We start from the raw sequence: 18457 nt of genomic DNA on the forward strand, positions 1-18457 counted from the left end.
GTTGCGATGCTTAATCCGACAACAAAGGAAGATCACCACCATGAGCAACAATAGCGAGACAAAGGACTTGGGTAAAGTCGTTCAGATCAATGATGCCAGGATACAGGATCACCTCGGTGAGCTTGTTCGAGGCACCGTTGAGGAGACGCTGAACGCGATGCTGGACGCAGAGGCAGACGCCATGTGCGGAGCGCAGCGTTATGAGCGCAGCCCCGACCGGGTCGATACCCGCGCTGGTCACTACGAGCGCACCTTCCACAGCAAAGCCGGCGAAGTGAAGCTGAAGATGCCGAAGCTGCGCAAGCAGACCTTCGAGACGGCGATCATTGAGCGCTACAAGCGGCGAGAGACTTCTATCGAGGAAGCCCTGATGGAGATGTACCTGGCTGGCGTCTCGGTCCGCCGGGTCGAGGATATCACCGAAGCCCTATGGGGCACCCGCGTCAGCTCCGGCACGGTCAGCAAGCTGAACAAAAAGGTCTACAAACATATTGAGACCTGGCGGAATCGGCCGATTCAGGGTGAATATCCGTACGTCTACCTGGACGGGATCGTATTGAAGCGCAGCTGGGCGGGCGAGGTGCGCAACGTATCTGTACTGGTCGGTATTGGTGTTGACCAGGATGGCTACCGCCATATTCTCGGCGTTCAGGAAGGTCACAAGGAGGATAAATCGGGCTGGGGAAGCTTTCTTGAACACCTGAAGTCCCGCGGCCTGAAGGGAGTGCGTATGATCATCTCCGATGCCTGCATGGGGCTCAGTGAATCAGCCGCAGAGTACTTCCCGGAAGCAGACTGGCAACGCTGCACCGTTCACTTCTATCGAAACGTCTTCAGCCATGTGCCACGGGCGAAGATGCCGCAGGTGTCAGCCATGCTCAAAGCCATTCATGCTCAGGAGAGTCGAGAGGCCGCGCAGGACAAGGCGGTGAAGGTTGTGGAATCACTCAGAGCCATGCGGCTCCAGAAAGCCGCTGACTTGGTGGAGCGCTGTATTGACGAGACGCTGGGCTTCTACAGCTACCCTCAGACTCACTGGCTAAAAATCCGCACCAATAACCCGCTGGAGCGCATCATGCGGGAGATACGGCGCCGCACGCGCGTCGTGGGTGCATTCCCTGACGGAGAGTCAGCAGTGATGCTGGTCGGCGCTAGGCTGCGGCACATCGCCAGCACCAAATGGGGAACCCGCAAGTACATGTCGATGGACTGGTTGCGGCAGCAAGATATGGAAACTCAGCAGTCAGCTTGAGGGGCACCGTCCCAAAGAAAAGTGCGAAAAAATATTTACACTACCCACCCCAGTGGCCATCGACGTAGGCTCAGCACTTTACGAGTCGGCCGTATCGAAAACCGTAGATGTGATAGAAGTCGGTGATGGGACTTATAAAGTGGCGATCGAGCGAACAGCGGATCAAATGGAAGGTGCGAGCACCTATGCAGGCCGTATTCGTCGCTCACTAACTGATCTTTCTTGCGCTTGGGGGAAAACCTGTAGCTAGTCTGGGAATAGATCGAGGATTCGGGAATCGACGCTAGTGTCTAATACCAACTCCATTGTCCAATGCCATTTGCTGTGTGGCCAAATCGGCAGCGCTCTCGAGACGCTTGTACCAATCAGTGTTCCTAAACTCCTGAATGTTGCTCAAGACTTCGAGTGCTTCCCAAAGGTCTTCTGTAAATACTATTGCGGTCCCTTCTGTCATCTCACTCTCCTTGTTCGAGCATCCTAAAGGCCTCCAATCAGAACGTCGAATATCTATCGATGGAACTCTAAAAGCACCGAGATCCGACGTGATCATACTAACGGTCTCGCGACCCGCTTAAAAATGCCGGTAAAAAAAACTTAAGAATCCCAAAATCACTGCGAACATCTGACGTCCTCCGCCTTATCCGGATCGCGATAGATTTAAGAAGATGACGCACTTTTGTGAGGATAAGTCATGATAAACATGGCACCGAAGAAAGGATTGATCGGGTCCTCGTAAGCACCCTGCCTCTTTGGATAAATAGCCTTTCATAATCTGGCTATCTTCAATATTTGTTTTACCGCCAAGTTGATGTCTGTCCTGCTGAACCCCCCGTTTGAATCTACAGCATCAACCACGTCAACTAAAATTTCAGGGGCACTCGATAAACTGTGGAGACTGTTTACAACAGCTCTTTCATAGCCAGGAGAACCCGGTAGCGCATTAAGTTTGTTAAACCGCCTAAGAATAGGATCAATAACTGGCAGATTTCCGTTGTTTCTCCCGACCAGTGTGTACTCCAAGTCTGGCCTTATCAACCATATGCCTCTAGCGCTTAAAATCTGTCGAATAACTTGTATCCTTCCATTACGTATCGCCGATTTTAGTGCTGCTGCGCTTCGACCCGATATTTTATGCACTCTCTCCATCATGTCTTGCAACGTGGAGTTGTCGTAAAACTCGGATTTCGGAATTCCGTCCTCAAGTTCCTTCTTTATTAACTCAAACTGGGTTCTTGCTTTTCGACCCCGCTTTTGATGAGTGTCAATATCCGCGAGGATATTATCGATTGCATCTAGAGCATCAACAACTTCGGGGAAACCCATCCCTCCTAGGGTAATTGGCACAGAGCTTGTAGTGAGAGCCGCATCAAAATCGAAAATCGCAATCCACTTTACGCCAAGTTTCTGCAATATTTCAGCAATGTCTACGATGTTTTCTTTTCCAGTTGCAGGCACTAACAACAAGTCCATTTGGTCTGATGATTTCCCTGATCTAATCTCAATCAAACGCCCAACTACAATTGCATCTGTCCCGCCCTCGACTATGACAACCAGTTTGGAGAACAGAGCCTCTGTCACCCTAAGGCCGTACTTTAATAAACGGTGATTTAACTGTGTTTGAGAAAGGCCAGACAAATTCGAATCGGCAACTTTGGTTCCTGTATTGTTATCAATCTTGAGATGGAGCGCTTTTTCCAGTCCAAGTTGGCTCAGCAGAATAGGTGAATGCGTGGAAACAACCACTTGAGAACTGATTGATATTTGATCCAGTTGCGAGCCAATTGCCCGAATAGTGGGCGGGTGCAGATGCGCATCAGGTTCTTCGAAAAGATAAGTTGTTTGACCTGGTGAGTTTTCGCCAAACTGTTTGTAAAGGTTAATAATTACAGCGCTCTGATGCCCTGTCCCCAGATACTCCATTGGTAACGTATTTCTGGAGCTGTCTTTGATTTGCAGTTTCAGGTTGTCGTAGAGATCGTCCAATTCGATCTCTGCGGTGCTTAGCTCTATTGCCCGAGCGTTGAGTATATTTTGCACAACCGCCTTTTGCTCCCCAAGTATTAATGCGGCCTTCTTCGATAGAGTCGTTTTAATATCCGTAAGGTGCCTGGTTAGCTCTCTACCACCGCGGGCGGTTTGTATCGTTTTTTTAAAGAGCTCCAAAAATGGCCGTAAGCCATCATTTTCTAAATCTCTTATCGTAGGTATGTATACGATGGAGAATTTTTCGGAAAGTTTTTTGAAGGACTCGTCATCTAGCTCAATGCGTCCTAGTTTGCGAGTGACATTCCCGCTTTTTGTCAGCTTAAACTTGTATACGATCGGCTTGACTTTGGTCTCTTGCGCGATTGCTAAAACCGATATCGGTGCGTCCGAAAACCATAGTTCCACCTGAATAGAAGCGGAACTATTTAGCTTGGATTTAGTTATGTTATCTCTAACGAATTGCCCAACGACCCTTTTATCTAATGAAATATCACTGAAAGCGAGAGTAATCGCTTTCAGAATATTGGATTTCCCTGAACCATTTGGCCCACATAGCATGGTCAGGCTATCAAGCCTTGTATTCAGTGACTCAATAGATCTGTAGTTCTTTATCTTCAGATTTGTTATTCGCATGTGATTTAGAAGGCAACTCCGTTTTCGGATGACTCAATAAGCACGTCTTGAACAGGAGACCGTAAAGCAACGTTGCCGCACCAATATCCGCATGCACAAGGAGCCGCCCCAGCGACCTCAATTCTTGGGCTATATTTTCACTAATAGCACCACTGATGCAACGTCAGGGTCTTTCTGGCGGTAAATCGAAACTTCTTCATACAGACGCCGCTGCTCGTGACTTCATGATAAAAACCTCTACTCAAAACCTCGATTGCTTTTTTGGGTGTGGGGGGGGGGGATTACATGCTAACGCCAAGCCAATTGCCGGCCTCGGTACTGACCGGCGATTCCAGCCAGCCCTGCATCTGACTATGCAGCCAGAAAAGCCTGCTATCACAGAACGCGCTGTAGAGCCCAAGCGCGTCAGTCTGATTGTCACGCCACGATTCGGCACTCATGATTTCTCGTAGATCTTCGTAAAGCTCAAGCACATCGCTAGAACTACTGCCCTCAACTGTTTTGGCAAGAAAGCCACGCGCCTGCAGATTCTCGGCGTCCGTTTCCCTATCCATGACTGCCCATCTATCAGAGAGTGCATCCAAGCCATTCTGACGGCGACTCAACCAGGTCAAATTTCCAATTGCGTTAGACGCGGAAGCCGTAGACCTTGAGCCACCTTTTCCTACAACCTGTCGAGCAACTGCAAACGGCACAATGTGCTGTTTTTCTGGGTACAGGCTAGCTCTCAAGTCTCCGCTCCAGCTTTTCAGCAACTCCTCCCTTCGATCGGACGCCGTCGCGGGGGGCACTCCACACGCCGCGCTAGACTGAATGTAGCCTTCGGACTGGGCATGCCAAGAAAATTCTCGAGCACGCCCTCGTCGCTCTATGGCGTAAACCCACCCCACCGCCGGATGCTGTAGTGATCTGGCGCTGTTGATTTCGCGCCAGAAAGAATCAAGTGCCAGTTGATTTAAGATGTCGACAAGTGTTTTGCCCTCTAATTCTTTGGCGCCTATGTCTACCTGCTCATGACCAGAAGAACGTGAACCGCCCCAGATTTTTATCAAGCATTTTTGATACCTCTGGAAAGCATCGCGCAGAGCAGCATCGATACCTGAAGCATGGGGACCCCAGTCGCCAATAGGCGCGGCACGCTCCCGTGCGCGCTCCTCATCAATACCATGCACTTCGACAATCAATTGCTCCAGATCAGGCTGATCAATATAGGGGCCTAACATAGTCCAATGCAGCAACTGTCCGACGGCTTCAAGAAATGAACAGTCTTCTGACAGCCTTTTCAGATGAGTCGCAGGAATACGATAAAAAAGGTCAATGAGAGGCAGGAGGAACCGTGGAGCTGGTCTCGCCATTCGGTGGTCGAATCCTAGGTGCTCGGATAATGCACGGTCAAGAAGAAGCAGCGCCGCCGAAGTCTTCGCAGCCGCCTCCTGAATCAGCTCGGCGGGGTCGTCGTAGTCCGGCTTCGCCCAGGTTGCCTTACCGGTCTCTGATTCTCGTGGACCAACTCGATCCAGCCGGTAAACGAACGTTTCCTTGTCGATCGGCGAGGTACCTAGCCATTTGCGACAGTAATCTCCCAAAAGTGCCAGAGCGGTGTAGCGAGTCAATGTTGCCATCCACAACCCGAATCCCATCTGCTTTTCGGAGTCGTGCGTCAACAGAGCCCTTTGATCCGGATGTTCCTCCCCTCCGTCTCTGTCCTTTGAAAATTTAGCCAGGTCATCCAGAAGATTGGGGCGCGCCCGGGAAAGCACCGCGAGAGCTCGCTCTTCGGCGCGCACTCGTATCCCTGCACGATTAATTCGGACGTAGGCATCAATCGCCACACTCACATTACTCGGCGGGAGCCATCCAACCGCAAAGCGATTGCCTGTGAACATTCCACGGAACCGCATAAACACGGAAAGCCATTCGGGCTCAAACAGTCCCGTGAGCAAATCGATCATTTCTCGGACTAACCATTCATCTCTGCGAGAAAAGACATCGGCCCAACGCAATGGCGATGATGACTTTCCGGCCTCTACTCCACCGTCGAAAGCATGACCGGTAACGAAGTGAGGCCCCCATGGCAGCAACTCGTCCAACACTGGTAGCGAGTCAACAGAGAATCTTCGTAACGCAGATAAGGCTCGGATTTTTTCGTCACCCGGGCTAAGTACGCTCGAAGGAGAGAGCAAGGCCGCAAGTGGAATTGATCCCAAGGGACTAGGCGGTACGGGCCGACTTTGGCCCTTCGAGTCAATGCGGGTGCGCGCCAGAGGCGTAAGTCTCCTAAAAACCGACCCACGCCGAATGTTTTGAGCCTCACTGTGACGCCCAAAGTATGGCCGCTCCTTGTCAAACTCGCGCAACGCTGGAAGAACAGCCAGCCATATACCCGTAGGCTCTTCGACACTGATCTCATCGTTAGATCCCCGACTAGTATGGTCAGGCATTTCGGGTCCTATTGACCGCAAAGCCTCTAGGTCCGCAAGACGGGTGAGTACCATGCCCTCTGCTACATAAGAAGATGCGATAATTTGCTGGAACGTATCCAGCAATGCGCGCGTACGTTGCTGGCCATCCACAAGCCACATAGGTTGCTTTTCCAACGCGAACTCTCTGATTGGGACGCCATGACTGCGAGGGTCTTCCGAAACCTCGTCTGGCACCCACAACACAAACGAACCGCAGGGAGACTGCTCATAAACCGACTCCAAAAGAGCAGTGCGATTGCCCGCGCTCCAGACAGCACCTCGCTGAAAATTGGGCACGCCCAGCTGATCTGACCGGCGAACGACGTCAGCCCACGACCACCAACTAGGTTCGATATCGAGACTCATAGCGCCTCACTGCCAGTCGGCTGTATGTGTGAAACTCATTGATCCCCTCACCGACGCAACATCGGAATGACACTTTGATTTGTCTCGCGCAAGAAGCGCTCAGAACCACTAGGTTGGCTTTACGTGTAGGTACATCCCAGACTCCACATTCCCGACCACCATCGCCTTGCCTTCCGTAGGGTCAACAAAACCCGAAGGAAACGCGGCACACTGATTATTGGCCACGGTGATGGCCAAATCATCCAGCGTGTCACACAAATGCACCGAGCGATCACACTTACTACAGTATTTTTCGACCGAGCTATCGGTAACTATGAGCGAATCCCATGTTTGCTCGCACTTAAACCCCCAAGAACAATTTCTTAATTCGTACTCTGCATTTGATTTTCTCATCGAGCCCCCAATACAACCTTCAATCATGTGCAATCGTAGTAAATCGATCCCAGACTTTATCAAGGACATAGCGTTTTTGCTCGGTTGTTTCTATCGCCCCTGGCCGCGCCGAACGCACCCGTTTTATTGCCACATCGGGTGACAGTCCGAGGTCGACAAGAATGCGTGCCGCGACTAAACCTGTTCTGCCTAAACCGCCCCGGCAGTGAATGACAAGATTTTCTTCAGCGCTCAATAAATTAACCATCTGCCACCAGGATTCATGCCAAATCATCTCAAATTCTTTCGTTGGTATCGAAACATCAACAATCGGCATATGCCACCAGCTCAGACTATGAGCATTAGAACGCCCCCCAAGGTCCGGCACGCCCAGAGAAACCAGTTCATCGGTTTCCATCAATGTGATCAACCCGCATGCGCCCCAGTCGCAGATCGCCTGCAAGTCTTGATCAAGGTCGCGAGCCCAGGCGCCGGTCATGGCATTGGGGTCACACTTTCCCGGGCAGAACGTGAGCCCGAGCCTTCCGCCTATGGGGGTTTGCACAGCCGCGATGACTAATGGATCACTCAGACTCGATCTAGCAGACAGACGCGTCATAGTGATAGCGACCTATGCATCTCCCCAGCCACAAGTAGCCTCTCGGCTAGTTCAGTCAGGTGCTCGCACGCATGCAGTCGTTCTACCCATTCCAGAGGAATACCCGCACATCCGTAGTGGGCTCCTGCCAATTGTCCATAAATAGCACCGGTCGTATCAGCATCGTCTCCAAGATTCACAGCGGCCAAGGCTCCATCTCGAAAGTTTGTGGTGCTCCAAAAAGCCCAAAGCGCCGCTTCGATGGCATCGACAACGTAGCCTGTCCCACGGATGGAGCCGGCGGGTTTGCGCTTGAAGGAGCCTCCTGCCACTTCAGCGACCTTGCTTGCGAGGTCGGCCGGGTCCCAGAAATCCTTTGAGGGATGCCAATAGCTACCGCACAAGGCATCTTTTGATTGTCCATTGAGGGCACCCACAATTAGTCCCGTGTAATAACGGCAGGCATCAACGGCTTCATCCGCGCCATGGGTGGTACGAGACATCTGCGCTGCGCGTTCAATCGCCGCCGAGGGGGAGTTCGCATAGAACAGTGGTATTGGCGCTAAGCGCATCAAACTGCCATTGCCAGCGGTTTGTGGATCTACAGACCCCGCCATAGGATCCCCCGTCTGCTCAAACTTAAAAAGCGCGCCGAGTACGGTGTTGCCAATATCAAAACAGGTTCCGGTGCTGCTTAGATATCCTTCGTGCCACCAACGACAGTACCGCTGCATCTGATCGGTAGCATCAAAGCCTTCACTCTCAATCAGACTCGCTGCAAGGCACAGCGCCATCGACGTGTCGTCAGTCCATTGCCCTGGCTTAAGACCGAAAGGCCCACCGCCCATCATGTCGCTGATGGGCTCGAAGGTACCCGGCGACTTAAATTCCAGGGTTGTCCCCAGCGCATCGCCCACCGCGAGTCCCAGTAACGCGCCCAGACCACGGTCTTTGATATCGACGCTTATTAGCACAGGCAATCGTATACCTGCGAGATAAAAGGCCAGTACTCGCAGTCAACATCGTGATCTGGACATTCCGAGCCTTCCAGAATGAATTTGGCTTCCGTCAAGGTATCTTCGACCCAGCTGTCGTCACCCACATACACCAATAACGATGTAGCGAATCGCATCGATGCATAGCGCGGATTCTCTTCCAGCATCCCACTCATACCCACATGCAGGCCATCGACGTATACAAAATAGGCCGTGTCTGACACGTCGAATCCTTTACGTCGCAGGATCCACTGGTACATCTCTATCTGGCGCTTATACCCCTCCTTCCATTTTCCGGCCAGAGACACTGGCTTTGGATCCTTTGACTGATTGGAGGTGCTTTTGTAATCGACGATGTGAAGCTGTCCCGTGGTCACATGCTCCCAGATATCGTCGATGCCACCGCCAAAGCGGATATTCGTTTCGTCGTGGACGACGCTGAAGTAGTCGTCGCCCGACCCGAAGTGAAGCGAACTCATCCAACGTTCAAGATCGGGGTGTTCAAATGGCTTCAGGTTGTCCAAGCCGTGATGAACCATAAACGGGTGAGGACCAAATCCTCGAACGCTATCAAAGTCCCGTTTAAGCAACCGATCCGTGTTGGAGTTGATGTTAAACGGCGGCATGCTCGGAAACTTCACGCCACCGGCCTTCTCAAGCCAAAAGCAGCCCGGACATCGTATGAACGACTCCAGCTTCGACCGTGAGAGCTCGTAGGGCTCTGGATTGTTGGGGTCAAAAGCCCCGCGGTGCCGCGGCATCACGCCTCTCCCAATTTGTAAAAATTAAGCGGGCGAATGTTACTGGCTAGCTCAAGCGAAACCCGTGGGAGCATGCCGATGAGCGGTGGTAACGCCCTATCGTCTGCTATCCAGTGGGCGCGCCCTCTAGCGCCGCCAAGGGATGCTCTTAAATTTTGTGCCCGAACCCGCTTGTCGATAGCCACTCCCTAAAATCCAAACACGCTGCAGGCAAGCTCGCCGGCCAGTTCAATCGTGTCGCTTGGCAGCGCCATCAAGAATGCGGCCAGGTCGAGGTCGGCCAATTGCGACAAGGCCTCCAGCGAACACTCGTTCGTGAGCAGAGCAAGCACGGCTTCCGGGTTAGCCCCCGCGTTGACTGCAGCGATGTAAAGTTCCTGATCGCAGGCAGAGAGACACAAGAATTCGCTGGCTTCCCGGTTCCACTCGATCAGGTCAGGACTTTGTACTGGCATCACTTTCTCCCTCTGTTGTTGCTCATAGCTTCACGGCTGCGCAACCCAAAACTATTGCTCGCCAATGATCTTTAACCCCTGCCCAAAGGGATTGGTCGGACTATCGGGCGAGAAAGGGTTACCGGCGCCATAGGGATTGTTAATAGAGTCTGCTGAATAGGGACTGCCGTAGCGCCCATAGGGGTTGCTTACTGAATCGGCATCGTAAGGATTCGTGCTCAACTTGCCGCGGTAGTTGCCACTGCTGTCATACAACTTGGGCGCATCCGTTGCATACGGGTTGGTGGCCGACTGATTGCTGTAAGGGCTCCCATAGCGACCGTACGGGTTGGCAATGCCGTCAGCCTTGTAAGGACTTCCCGCACCGTAAGGGTTACTCACGGAATCTGGATCAAAGGGATTGGCGCTCAGGTTGCCAAGCTCCGTTTGGGCACCAACTGTACTGGCCGCCAGAAGCGCCGTGAGTACCAGGGTAACTAACACTTCCTGGCGTATATCGTTGTTCATCGTCATTTGTCGTTTCCTCGTGAATATCATCGTCGATCAATACATTTACCGATTGTCAGAAATCCAGTTCCATAGTTTGCTGCCGCTGTCGGGTGGAACTGCCCGTATCCATCGCAAACGCGCATAAGTGCACAATCCGATCTTTGGCGAACAGCCCACCGCCGCTGAGACTGTCTTCCACGACCCGTAAGTCACTGCCCTCGCCCAAGGCTTCGAACCGCTCAACATGCGCCGACGCCACGCGGTCCAGAAACTCACGTGCAGCCAACTCGGGTTGGGCGTCAGCGGAATCACCCGCTGGCGCATCCAGCCTGTCAGCGCGCAGCGCATCGATGGCATAGCTTCGCAGCACCTTGGGCATGAGTGCCTGCCAGGTGCTGGTCGCATCAAAGAGCTCCATACCGCGAACTTCTCCATCAATGGCAAAGACCGCACCCACCTGACCCTCGGTAATAGCAAACGCTTGCTCAAACTCATCAAGCGACCCTGACTGGCTGTCGTACAGGGCCGATACCGCGCTTGTCTCAGACGCCACTTTGAAATCACTCAGTGCAAACGACACGTCATCCCAAACCGCACCCTGATCTGTTCGTCGGGAGCCGCTGGTACCCATATGCCCTGTGACATCGGCCGACTTTCTGGCGCGGCCGCTGGCAAAAAACGTGCGGTCCGAACTCTTGAAGGCCTCACTGTCATAATTCCAGCGTCCCGCTTCCACACAACTCACGGGAATGGTTTGCTTGGTACCGCCCGGCACGAGCAACGACAGGTTCACAATGCGGTTCTGCTTGGCGCCGAGCAGTTCTTCGCCATCAAGCAAAAACAGTGACAGCTCACTGGCGTTATCGAGCAGCAACTCCGGCACACTCCCGCCCTCGGAGATCTCCGATACGGTCGCCAGGCCCTCGGCCTGCGCACTGTCGAGCAGCGTGTAATCCGCGATCGTAGAAACCGACGACAGCAGCGGAAACACACTCAGCCGTCCTGATCGTTGTACCTGCCCCACACTGATGTGCTGAAGCGTTTCTTGAAATACTGTCATAGGGTCCCACCATATTCTTTCCACTCGTTTGAGCAGGGGAATCAATCCTAGACCGAAAAAAAATAAGCGCCATCGTGTATGGATTCACATGTCGCCTCACTACGCGTGTTTTTTGAAAAAGTGACCAAAGAGTGTGTTATCGATCACAGAAACATCCGTCAATCAGGCTTGGGGGTGCAAGCGCTTACCGCCGATGCCGGCGGGGAGCGTCATCAACTGACTCAGAACTTGACGCCCAGACATTTGTCACGAGATCGCAATCAGCCTCCGCCGTCCCACACACCTCTTCCGCCAGGGTGAGTAACTGGTCACGCAGAACCGCAGGAGGCATATCAGACGGGAAAACCTCTCGAAGCAGAAAATAGGTGTCGGACAACTGACGACGCGCCTCACCAATGAACTGCGGTTGCTTGCGCTCACCACCTTTAATGTGTCGAAACATACGATGCTCTCCTTTGATCGTTATTGGCTACACACACGTGCACGCCTGCTTTTAGTTGGGGCATACTTGTTATCGACCTGCAAACTATCGATCGGGACGAGACATGGATTACACGACACTCAAGGCCCGTCACCGGCAGGAACGCGATAGCTGGCCCAACAATCTGAGTCTTCGGGTCCACCGAGCCCTTAGCTGGCTTGAACGGTCAGAGCAGTGCGACGATGCGGACGGGCGGTTTATCTTTTTGTGGATAGCCTTCAATGGCGCCTATGCTCAGGAATTGGGGTCACTGCATGGCGGCACGGAGCGAGAGCGTTTTGGTCTCTTTCTGGCGAAACTTGTAGAACTCGACACTAGCAACAGGCTTCATCAACTCCTTTGGGACACCTATAGCGGCACCGTGCGAGTGCTGCTCGACAATAAGTATGTGTTCCAGCCCTTCTGGGATGCGCACCATGGGGATGAATCAGCTTCTGACTGGGAAACACGCTTCGTCGAATCAAAGTCAGGTGCTCATAGAGCACTGGCACGTAGTGACACGGCTACGGTTTTGAGCATTGTATTGACTCGACTCTACACACTGCGGAACCAATTAATGCACGGCGGCGCCACCTGGAACGGCAGCATTAATCGCGATCAGCTGCGGGACTGCTCAAAGTTTCTGGGTGAACTAGTGCCCACGATGATATTGGTAATGATGGAGCACCCGAATACTTTGTGGGGGGATGCGTGCTATCCCGTGGTTGAGAGCTAGCATGTCCAGGTGCTGATACTTTGTCGCCCTCGCACTGACCGCTAGCCCATAACTATTCTCACGCCCGTCTGAAGGCGGTTCAGTCGATGCTGCAACAGGCTGACATCCAGTGCCGTCGGTAACTCAACACCTTTGTAGTCGTTGCCTGGGCATGGACCATTAATAAACCTCACCTCTCCTATCGGTGAATCGATTGATGAATTTGGACCTAGATCCAGATCACACAGCAACTCATACGCACGGGCATTAGGGCTGTCATGCAGACACCAAGCGTCGCAAACGGTAGACCAATCCAGCGTGTCATCAGGCTCGATGCCAGTGTCCGCCCATTCCGCCAACGCCTCTTCAACCGGCTCAAAAGAATAGCGCTCGACAAACTCCCGTAGCGTCATCTCCGGCGGCTCCTCGGACGGGTTACCCAGGTAAAGCGTGAAATTGTCGGTGAAGTCACGGGACGCAATGACCGTCGTATGCGCCTCTGTCGATGCCTGAAGCAGCGCCTCGCCGTGATTTTCGAATACACTCAATGCCCGTTCAAAGAATCGTGGCAACACAAACCCTGTCGCGGTGCCGAGAAGGAACTGTCGTCGTGAGATCATGGCGTCTCACCCTCACAGCCTTTGCCAGCGTCCTCCGACGCTCTACCCCGTCCCCTCCTTTCATCTACAAAGGTGCGCAGTTCGTCTTCTCCGCCCTTACGACGGCAGTAGCCGCAACCAAAAGAGTTGGACGCCGTGCTGATGTAGAGCGAATGGTTTGTCTCCGGACAACGGGCCCGCCACGCAGTTGGGGCGGTGCCTGTGGGTTCAGGCTGCAGACGTAGCTCCCGGGCAGCGCGCACCACCGAGGTTTCCTTAGCAGACGCCTGAATAGCCATCGCATCGCCCTCTCGCTCCAGCCCTGCAACGGTCTCCTCATAAACTTGTTCTGAAAACACACCCGCCAGATACAACCTGCCGGGCCAAGCATGCCCCCAGCGGGAACGTACCAACGTAATGAATAGGTTCTGCGCAACGTCATCTGTGTTGGTGGAACAAAGCGCCCGCACTGTCAGGCCCTGCCTACAGGACACCGGCAGGGTTGCTGGCGATGCCGGCTCAAAATCGAGGGCGTCGGGGTGCGCAAGCCAGAGTTCGGCATGATCACCGAGTTGTCTTACATATAGCGCCTCGTTAACGGAGGCGACCCCCAAATTGAGGCTGTATACACAGACCAGTAAAGCGCCCCGGGGGACTGCCGCCCCATGACGCTTGACCCACGGGTCAACGTACACGACTTCGAACGCGTGATTCTCTTTAGACATGTCAAATCTCCTACTCCCCAAGGATAATCGGCATAAATCAGCTCGGGGATCAGGAGCCAGATCAGCCGCTTTAGCTGCATTTTTATCCCGCCCGCAAGTTGGTGCTTAAATCGGCGGCTGTACTTCAATGTTGTGAATCGTTGAGCGTTGAGTACGGTACAAACCATTCGCTAACTCGAAGTCATAAACAGGGTCATCTGAGGCATTCAGCCATTTAGAAAATCAGCAGCTCCACATTCATCCATTGGAAAGAAAAGTCATCTCGACGATCCCGTTGGACTTAAAGGAGATAGCTGTAATCAACTGCGCACTTTCTGGACTCCGCAGTCGATTGTCGGCCTGCTTCACCCACGGATCGACGATCTGCGCCCTGTCATCTTCTGTTTGATTCTGCATAAAATTACCCTTTACTCGTTTCAGCACCGCGCCAATGCACTTACGGCCGCTAAACCTCTGGAGTTAGGGTCAGATGCCATGCGAGTTAGTGCGTTTTTCTAAACGTGATAGTCCGGCAGCGATCGCCGGTAGGCCGCTTCCAATACGCCAGGATCTTTAGCGGCTGAGGTACAGAGGTATTCAGGGTTGGGCCTGATTCCAACACGCCCAAGATCGAGTCGATCTGCATCCCAGCAAGTCATCACCGTGATGTCGGCTTCTGTATACCCCTCGCTATGCTCTCTACACGCATCGGTCAGTTTTTTCAGCTGAGATCGTTTCAAGTCAATAGTTTGCGGACATAGCGAAAAAGCAAACTCTGCGGCCCGCTCGCCATGCCATGGGTCATAGTCGTCATTGACGCGAGCCACATCGTGAACAAACGCGAAGTACTCCACGACAGCCACGTCGGCTCCGGTGCTCTGCGCAAGTAGCAACCCATTGCGTCTGACTCGTGCCCAGTGACGAACTCCGTGAATACCGTGCCAATCCAACTCAAATCGCGATCGCAGTAAGCCCAAAAGTGGCTTCGAAATGCGACTGTTCATGATGAGCAGCCTTCATAGCATCCCACAAAGCACCTCATGCCCAGACATCCCAGGTTGTATACACGTCGTAAATACGATCGTCCGGGGCGCATTCGACATAATGACCTGTGAGAAGGTCAACGTTGACCCACTTGATACTAAGGTCATCCCGTCGGTCTCGGTTATATCTCGGCACCAACCCGTGAAAGATATCCCAAGATCTTGGGGCCTTCACGTACCGCGGGATGATGCCGCGCATGCCGGGCGCCAAGAAAAATATGCGTCCGTAACATTCCTTCCAAGGGTACCCATCAAGAACTCCAGATGGCGCACCGATACCATCCCATTCGGAGTCATCGAATTCGATTTCGTTGCACCACCAGTTCGCTAGGGGCCAGGCATACATAGGATCATCTGCTTCCAACAAATCGTAGTGACCCGTCTGCAAATCAACGTCCGCCCAAAGCACCCTATATTTTGGGTAGAACTCCCAACGCGGGTCATCGTCATCGGGCGTCATCTGAACAGTGACAAACCGATCCTTTGGCGGTGTATACAGCGGTCCATCTGTCGACTGCTCTGAACACACGACAGAGGGGGCGGCGAGAGAGAAAGCGCTACCCCTAAGAAAATCACGACGCCTCATAACTCACAAACCAATGCAGCGGGCGCGTCCATCACAATGGCGAATTCACTATGCGCAAGAGCACGGTGCCGAGCGATCAACGGCCATGGATTGGGCAAACGCTTGCGGATGGAGCGAACACGCTCCCCTGCGTAAAAGGCTTTTAAGGACTGCAGCTCGTCATCACTGAAGGGTGATTGAGCAATAACAACAGGCAAAGGGGTATTCATGGCAGGTCTCCTTTATGTTCCATGTCTGCAATGCAGAGCCATTGGCGCATCATTTGGACCACCGTTCCCGGAGTGGGCGGTTGGTGGGGCTATGCCCCTCTTGATGCAGTCGGGAGAGTTACAGTTTTACGGGGAAAAGTAAACCCTCACGGACTTAAGGACTGATCTCGATCACAAAATTTCAGTCTAAAGCAATTTTGCAACCCAACTATAAAACCAATGAGGGCGTGCCAAACGCGAGCTTCTTACATGAATCCGCGTGAGGCCTGTGCAGTGGTTAACTTCGGACCGCAATCCATACCAATGTGCATAGCTAGCGGACGGAGCCGTAGCAGTCGTCTGTGACTTTATCCCTTTAAATGGTCCTCTACTCGAAACTTAGCCACCCATCCATTCGCATAGGAAAGTGGGTGAAAAGGATCTGAAGAGCACCCAACAAATGCTTTCAGGGCTATTCTCAGCTTACTTATAACGTTCTTATCGGCAATGGTAGGCTTCATGCCACCTCTTCGGGAATAACGAGGCTTAGACGCTAACTGCAGTAGAACTGCACCAGCCTTGCTAAGTTTCTTTGTTCGGTCATCCAGTAACTCAGTCTGATGAAGCTCGAAGGTTCCCAGCTGCCTCTCATTGATAAATATTTCGACTCTGTTCTTTGAACAGAGCTTCACCACCACATTCTCCCACTCGACCATCAAGTTATCCCTATCTAAGATAGCGCAACCCCCAACGAGAGCTTTGTTTAAATCACCCTCCATCCCTGATACGCAACTTCAGCGTATTCTTGCCTTCATGCTAAGAGTATCACTGATAAGTAATGTACCGAGAAGCCCTCCAAGCTTGAAGGAAATGTGTTGGGACGGGTCGCCATCCACAATTAAGTCGTAACGCCTATGCTCTTTTTGAATCTGCCGTGCTGACGACCCATTGATCAGCGGAGATACATCTATCGATAATTCAAGGGGCATTGGACTGACATTTGGCTCAGGGGCTTCATGTCCAAAAAAACCCTCGCTACGGCGAGCCTTACCCAAAAACACTACATAGCAGAGTGTTGGCACTCCCTCTGATGTGTACAGTTTGACTACACGTATTATGCGTACTTGTGTGCACTTACGTGGCTTTTGCCTCCTCTCACTGATATCGTTAGTAAGGACTTTGAGTAGTGAAAAGTGGAAAGAGTGTCAGTGCTGTTGTCAGCAATCGAAGCCGAACGCTTTGAGCAGTATTGCAAGGACAAAGGGCACAAGAAGTTCACGCTTATTGCTCGGCTCACAAAAGAACACTCTGAAAAACAACAATTTGCAATTCAAGGTCACATTATCGTGAAAGATCGTGATCGAGACACTCCAGGCAAGTAGATGACTAGAGATCGCAATGAAGATTGCTAAATCAAACCTTTCGTTTAATTCTTTCTTTGCAGGGATAGGTGGTTTCGACTTGGCACTTGAGCGCCACGGATTTCAACCACAGATGCACTGCGAAATTAATGCCTATTGCCAAAAAATCCTGAAGAAGAATTGGCCAAACACCGCTCTAGAGAAAGACATCACTACCCTGGGGCCTGCCTCGATACCTGATGCAAATCTTTGGTGTGGTGGCTTTCCCTGCCAAGACGTTTCTGTTGCTCGCGGCTCTAAGCCAAGACATGGACTGAAAGGGAAAAATTCCGGATTGTTTTTCCCATTTGCCGAGCTTATTGAAAAGAAAAAACCGAGAGTACTACTGATCGAAAATGTGCTTGGCCTTTTAAGCTCTCACAATGGGCAAGACTTTCGAATAGTGTTGGAAACACTATCTTCTATGGGATACAGCATCTCCTGGCGTGTTATGAATTCCAGATACTTTGGCTCACCCCAGTCCCGGCCACGAGTTTTTATTTGCGCTTTTCACGATAATGCGAGAGCAGCAGTTTCAACCCTTTACGAAAACGCCGTTGGCTCCAAACCGGCGAATCAGAGAGCGGGATTCTTGAACTCAAGTGAATGTACTGTCACTGGAGCAAAGGTAGCTGAAGTTGCTTATTGCCTAGCAGCTACATCAGGAAGACACACAGGAACAGACTGGAGTCGGACATATGTGTCGTATGATTCAGATGTGCGTCGCCTCACTCCCGTGGAATGCGAGGGTTTACAGGGTTTTCCTCCTGGCTGGACTGAATTAAGTAAAACTGAAGCTATAGATGTCGCAGATATGGATACACCGCGCTACCAGGCTCTTGGGAACGCCGTTTCGGTGCCGGTAGCAAGCTGGATCGGAAAAAGATTGAAAACAGAGCTGCAAAGACGCACTAGGCCCGATATTACTGATCCGACAGTAGAATTTGCCGACTTTAAAGCTTCTCGCACTCGACATATGAAGCTTTCGGATCTGCACATGTCCACCAAGGCCAATGGATCATATTTGAAATGGCAATCAGGAGGTTTAGTAATTGGCGATGACTGCTGGGACATACCCGCGCCACAAGCACCCAGCCAACCGATCCACAAAAAACTGATTGACGTCATCGAAAAGCGACATCCAGAAACAAAGTATTATTTGAGCCCGAATGCTGCTGCGGGGATACTGCGCCGCGTCAACAGCCAGAATCGCACCCTGTTTGAGCCGATGCACTCGGCTTTAGAAAGGCTTATCGACAAAAGCAGCGTCTAGCTAAAACAAGAGCTGGCAGAATTTGAGGACAACTTTATACTCCTTGGAATTAGACGCGTG

The 18457-nt window shown here is 52.1% G+C and carries 18 protein-coding genes, 1 pseudogene and 1 riboswitch; of the genes and pseudogenes, 4 read left to right on the forward strand and 15 right to left on the reverse strand.

The window, feature by feature from the left end; all coding sequences use genetic code 11:
- Positions 1 to 40: 40 nt before the first annotated feature.
- Positions 41 to 1252 carry an IS256 family transposase gene (locus KT71_RS16780; RefSeq protein WP_008294130.1) on the forward strand — a complete coding sequence of 404 codons (1212 nt, stop codon included), beginning with the start codon at positions 41 to 43 and terminating at the stop codon, positions 1250 to 1252.
- A 765-nt stretch (positions 1253 to 2017) separates the two neighbouring features.
- On the opposite strand, the gene KT71_RS16785 is transcribed toward KT71_RS16780, so the two are convergent.
- The 10 genes and pseudogenes from KT71_RS16785 to KT71_RS16825 form a co-directional block, all read right to left on the reverse strand.
- Positions 2018 to 3871 carry an ATP-dependent nuclease gene (locus KT71_RS16785; protein WP_008294152.1) on the reverse strand — a complete coding sequence of 618 codons (1854 nt, stop codon included), beginning with the start codon at positions 3869 to 3871 and terminating at the stop codon, positions 2018 to 2020.
- A gap of 281 nt (positions 3872 to 4152) precedes the next feature.
- Positions 4153 to 5823, reverse strand: coding sequence for a hypothetical protein (locus tag KT71_RS16790; protein ID WP_008294151.1), 1671 nt, complete (start codon positions 5821 to 5823; stop codon positions 4153 to 4155).
- 567 nt (positions 5824 to 6390) lie between these two features.
- Positions 6391 to 6699: pseudogene (locus KT71_RS21460) on the reverse strand (DUF262 domain-containing protein); the annotation flags it as partial.
- 412 nt (positions 6700 to 7111) lie between these two features.
- Positions 7112 to 7570 (reverse strand): phosphatase domain-containing protein, encoded by a 459-nt coding sequence (locus KT71_RS16795; protein WP_008294150.1) that lies wholly within the window; start codon positions 7568 to 7570, stop codon positions 7112 to 7114.
- Positions 7571 to 7686: 116 nt separating this feature from the next.
- The gene (locus tag KT71_RS16800; RefSeq protein ID WP_008294149.1) at positions 7687 to 8643 is read right to left on the reverse strand and encodes an ADP-ribosylglycohydrolase family protein; all 957 of its coding nucleotides are present in this window, start codon (positions 8641 to 8643) and stop codon (positions 7687 to 7689) included.
- Positions 8637 to 9305, reverse strand: a complete 669-nt coding sequence (locus KT71_RS16805; RefSeq protein ID WP_238549436.1) for a PD-(D/E)XK nuclease family protein — start codon at positions 9303 to 9305, stop codon at positions 8637 to 8639. Before KT71_RS16805 ends, KT71_RS16800 begins: the two co-directional genes overlap by 7 nt.
- 308 nt (positions 9306 to 9613) lie before the next feature.
- A complete protein-coding gene (locus KT71_RS16810; protein WP_023660257.1) occupies positions 9614 to 9880 on the reverse strand; it encodes a hypothetical protein in 267 nt (88 codons plus the stop codon).
- A gap of 51 nt (positions 9881 to 9931) precedes the next feature.
- Positions 9932 to 10393: a hypothetical protein gene (locus KT71_RS16815; protein ID WP_008294144.1), complete on the reverse strand. Its 462-nt coding sequence runs from the start codon at positions 10391 to 10393 to the stop codon at positions 9932 to 9934.
- Positions 10394 to 10442: 49 nt separating this feature from the next.
- A complete protein-coding gene (locus KT71_RS16820) occupies positions 10443 to 11429 on the reverse strand; it encodes an ARPP-1 family domain-containing protein (protein WP_008294143.1) in 987 nt (328 codons plus the stop codon).
- A 184-nt stretch (positions 11430 to 11613) separates the two neighbouring features.
- Positions 11614 to 11871 (reverse strand): hypothetical protein, encoded by a 258-nt coding sequence (locus tag KT71_RS16825; RefSeq protein ID WP_008294142.1) that lies wholly within the window; start codon positions 11869 to 11871, stop codon positions 11614 to 11616.
- 103 nt (positions 11872 to 11974) lie between these two features.
- Between KT71_RS16825 and KT71_RS16830 the strand changes: the two genes are divergently transcribed.
- Positions 11975 to 12625, forward strand: a complete 651-nt coding sequence (locus KT71_RS16830) for a HEPN domain-containing protein (RefSeq protein ID WP_008294141.1) — start codon at positions 11975 to 11977, stop codon at positions 12623 to 12625.
- A gap of 41 nt (positions 12626 to 12666) precedes the next feature.
- Here the strand turns inward: KT71_RS16830 and KT71_RS16835 are convergent, their stop codons facing one another.
- The 5 genes from KT71_RS16835 to KT71_RS16855 form a co-directional block, all read right to left on the reverse strand.
- Positions 12667 to 13224, reverse strand: coding sequence for a hypothetical protein (locus KT71_RS16835; protein WP_008294140.1), 558 nt, complete (start codon positions 13222 to 13224; stop codon positions 12667 to 12669).
- A complete protein-coding gene (locus KT71_RS16840; protein ID WP_008294139.1) occupies positions 13221 to 13928 on the reverse strand; it encodes a hypothetical protein in 708 nt (235 codons plus the stop codon). Before KT71_RS16840 ends, KT71_RS16835 begins: the two co-directional genes overlap by 4 nt.
- Positions 13929 to 14165: 237 nt before the next feature.
- Positions 14166 to 14324 carry a hypothetical protein gene (locus KT71_RS20810; RefSeq protein WP_023660259.1) on the reverse strand — a complete coding sequence of 53 codons (159 nt, stop codon included), beginning with the start codon at positions 14322 to 14324 and terminating at the stop codon, positions 14166 to 14168.
- 98 nt (positions 14325 to 14422) lie between these two features.
- A complete protein-coding gene (locus KT71_RS16845) occupies positions 14423 to 14770 on the reverse strand; it encodes a hypothetical protein (protein WP_202962370.1) in 348 nt (115 codons plus the stop codon).
- 762 nt (positions 14771 to 15532) lie between these two features.
- The gene (locus tag KT71_RS16855; protein ID WP_023660262.1) at positions 15533 to 15745 is read right to left on the reverse strand and encodes a hypothetical protein; all 213 of its coding nucleotides are present in this window, start codon (positions 15743 to 15745) and stop codon (positions 15533 to 15535) included.
- A 2-nt stretch (positions 15746 to 15747) separates the two neighbouring features.
- A riboswitch (SAM-I-IV-variant riboswitch) is annotated at positions 15748 to 15857 on the reverse strand.
- A gap of 1060 nt (positions 15858 to 16917) precedes the next feature.
- On the opposite strand from KT71_RS16855, the gene KT71_RS20635 reads away from it, so the two are divergent.
- Both KT71_RS20635 and KT71_RS16865 read left to right on the forward strand, forming a co-directional pair.
- Positions 16918 to 17106: a hypothetical protein gene (locus KT71_RS20635; protein WP_152025270.1), complete on the forward strand. Its 189-nt coding sequence runs from the start codon at positions 16918 to 16920 to the stop codon at positions 17104 to 17106.
- A 16-nt stretch (positions 17107 to 17122) separates the two neighbouring features.
- A complete protein-coding gene (locus KT71_RS16865) occupies positions 17123 to 18397 on the forward strand; it encodes a DNA cytosine methyltransferase (RefSeq protein WP_023660264.1) in 1275 nt (424 codons plus the stop codon).
- The last annotated feature ends 60 nt before the right edge of the window (positions 18398 to 18457 follow it).

Origin of the sequence: Congregibacter litoralis KT71 (assembly GCF_000153125.2) — a bacterium.
GTDB lineage: Bacteria > Pseudomonadota > Gammaproteobacteria > Pseudomonadales > Halieaceae > Congregibacter > Congregibacter litoralis.

What these genes read in the sequence shown, in the direction of transcription:
- KT71_RS16810 (WP_023660257.1), bottom strand. Translation starts at nt 9,880, where the DNA reads ATGCCAGTACAAAGTCCTGACCTGATCGAGTGGAACCGGGAAGCCAGC.
- KT71_RS16785 (WP_008294152.1), bottom strand. Translation starts at nt 3,871, where the DNA reads ATGCGAATAACAAATCTGAAGATAAAGAACTACAGATCTATTGAGTCA.
- KT71_RS16815 (WP_008294144.1), bottom strand. Translation starts at nt 10,393, where the DNA reads ATGACGATGAACAACGATATACGCCAGGAAGTGTTAGTTACCCTGGTA.
- KT71_RS16840 (WP_008294139.1), bottom strand. Translation starts at nt 13,928, where the DNA reads ATGTCTAAAGAGAATCACGCGTTCGAAGTCGTGTACGTTGACCCGTGG.
- KT71_RS16825 (WP_008294142.1), bottom strand. Translation starts at nt 11,871, where the DNA reads ATGTTTCGACACATTAAAGGTGGTGAGCGCAAGCAACCGCAGTTCATT.
- KT71_RS20810 (WP_023660259.1), bottom strand. Translation starts at nt 14,324, where the DNA reads ATGCAGAATCAAACAGAAGATGACAGGGCGCAGATCGTCGATCCGTGG.
- KT71_RS16830 (WP_008294141.1), top strand. Translation starts at nt 11,975, where the DNA reads ATGGATTACACGACACTCAAGGCCCGTCACCGGCAGGAACGCGATAGC.
- KT71_RS16835 (WP_008294140.1), bottom strand. Translation starts at nt 13,224, where the DNA reads ATGATCTCACGACGACAGTTCCTTCTCGGCACCGCGACAGGGTTTGTG.
- KT71_RS16780 (WP_008294130.1), top strand. Translation starts at nt 41, where the DNA reads ATGAGCAACAATAGCGAGACAAAGGACTTGGGTAAAGTCGTTCAGATC.
- KT71_RS16795 (WP_008294150.1), bottom strand. Translation starts at nt 7,570, where the DNA reads ATGACCGGCGCCTGGGCTCGCGACCTTGATCAAGACTTGCAGGCGATC.
- KT71_RS16855 (WP_023660262.1), bottom strand. Translation starts at nt 15,745, where the DNA reads ATGAATACCCCTTTGCCTGTTGTTATTGCTCAATCACCCTTCAGTGAT.
- KT71_RS16865 (WP_023660264.1), top strand. Translation starts at nt 17,123, where the DNA reads ATGAAGATTGCTAAATCAAACCTTTCGTTTAATTCTTTCTTTGCAGGG.
- KT71_RS16820 (WP_008294143.1), bottom strand. Translation starts at nt 11,429, where the DNA reads ATGACAGTATTTCAAGAAACGCTTCAGCACATCAGTGTGGGGCAGGTA.
- KT71_RS16790 (WP_008294151.1), bottom strand. Translation starts at nt 5,823, where the DNA reads ATGATCGATTTGCTCACGGGACTGTTTGAGCCCGAATGGCTTTCCGTG.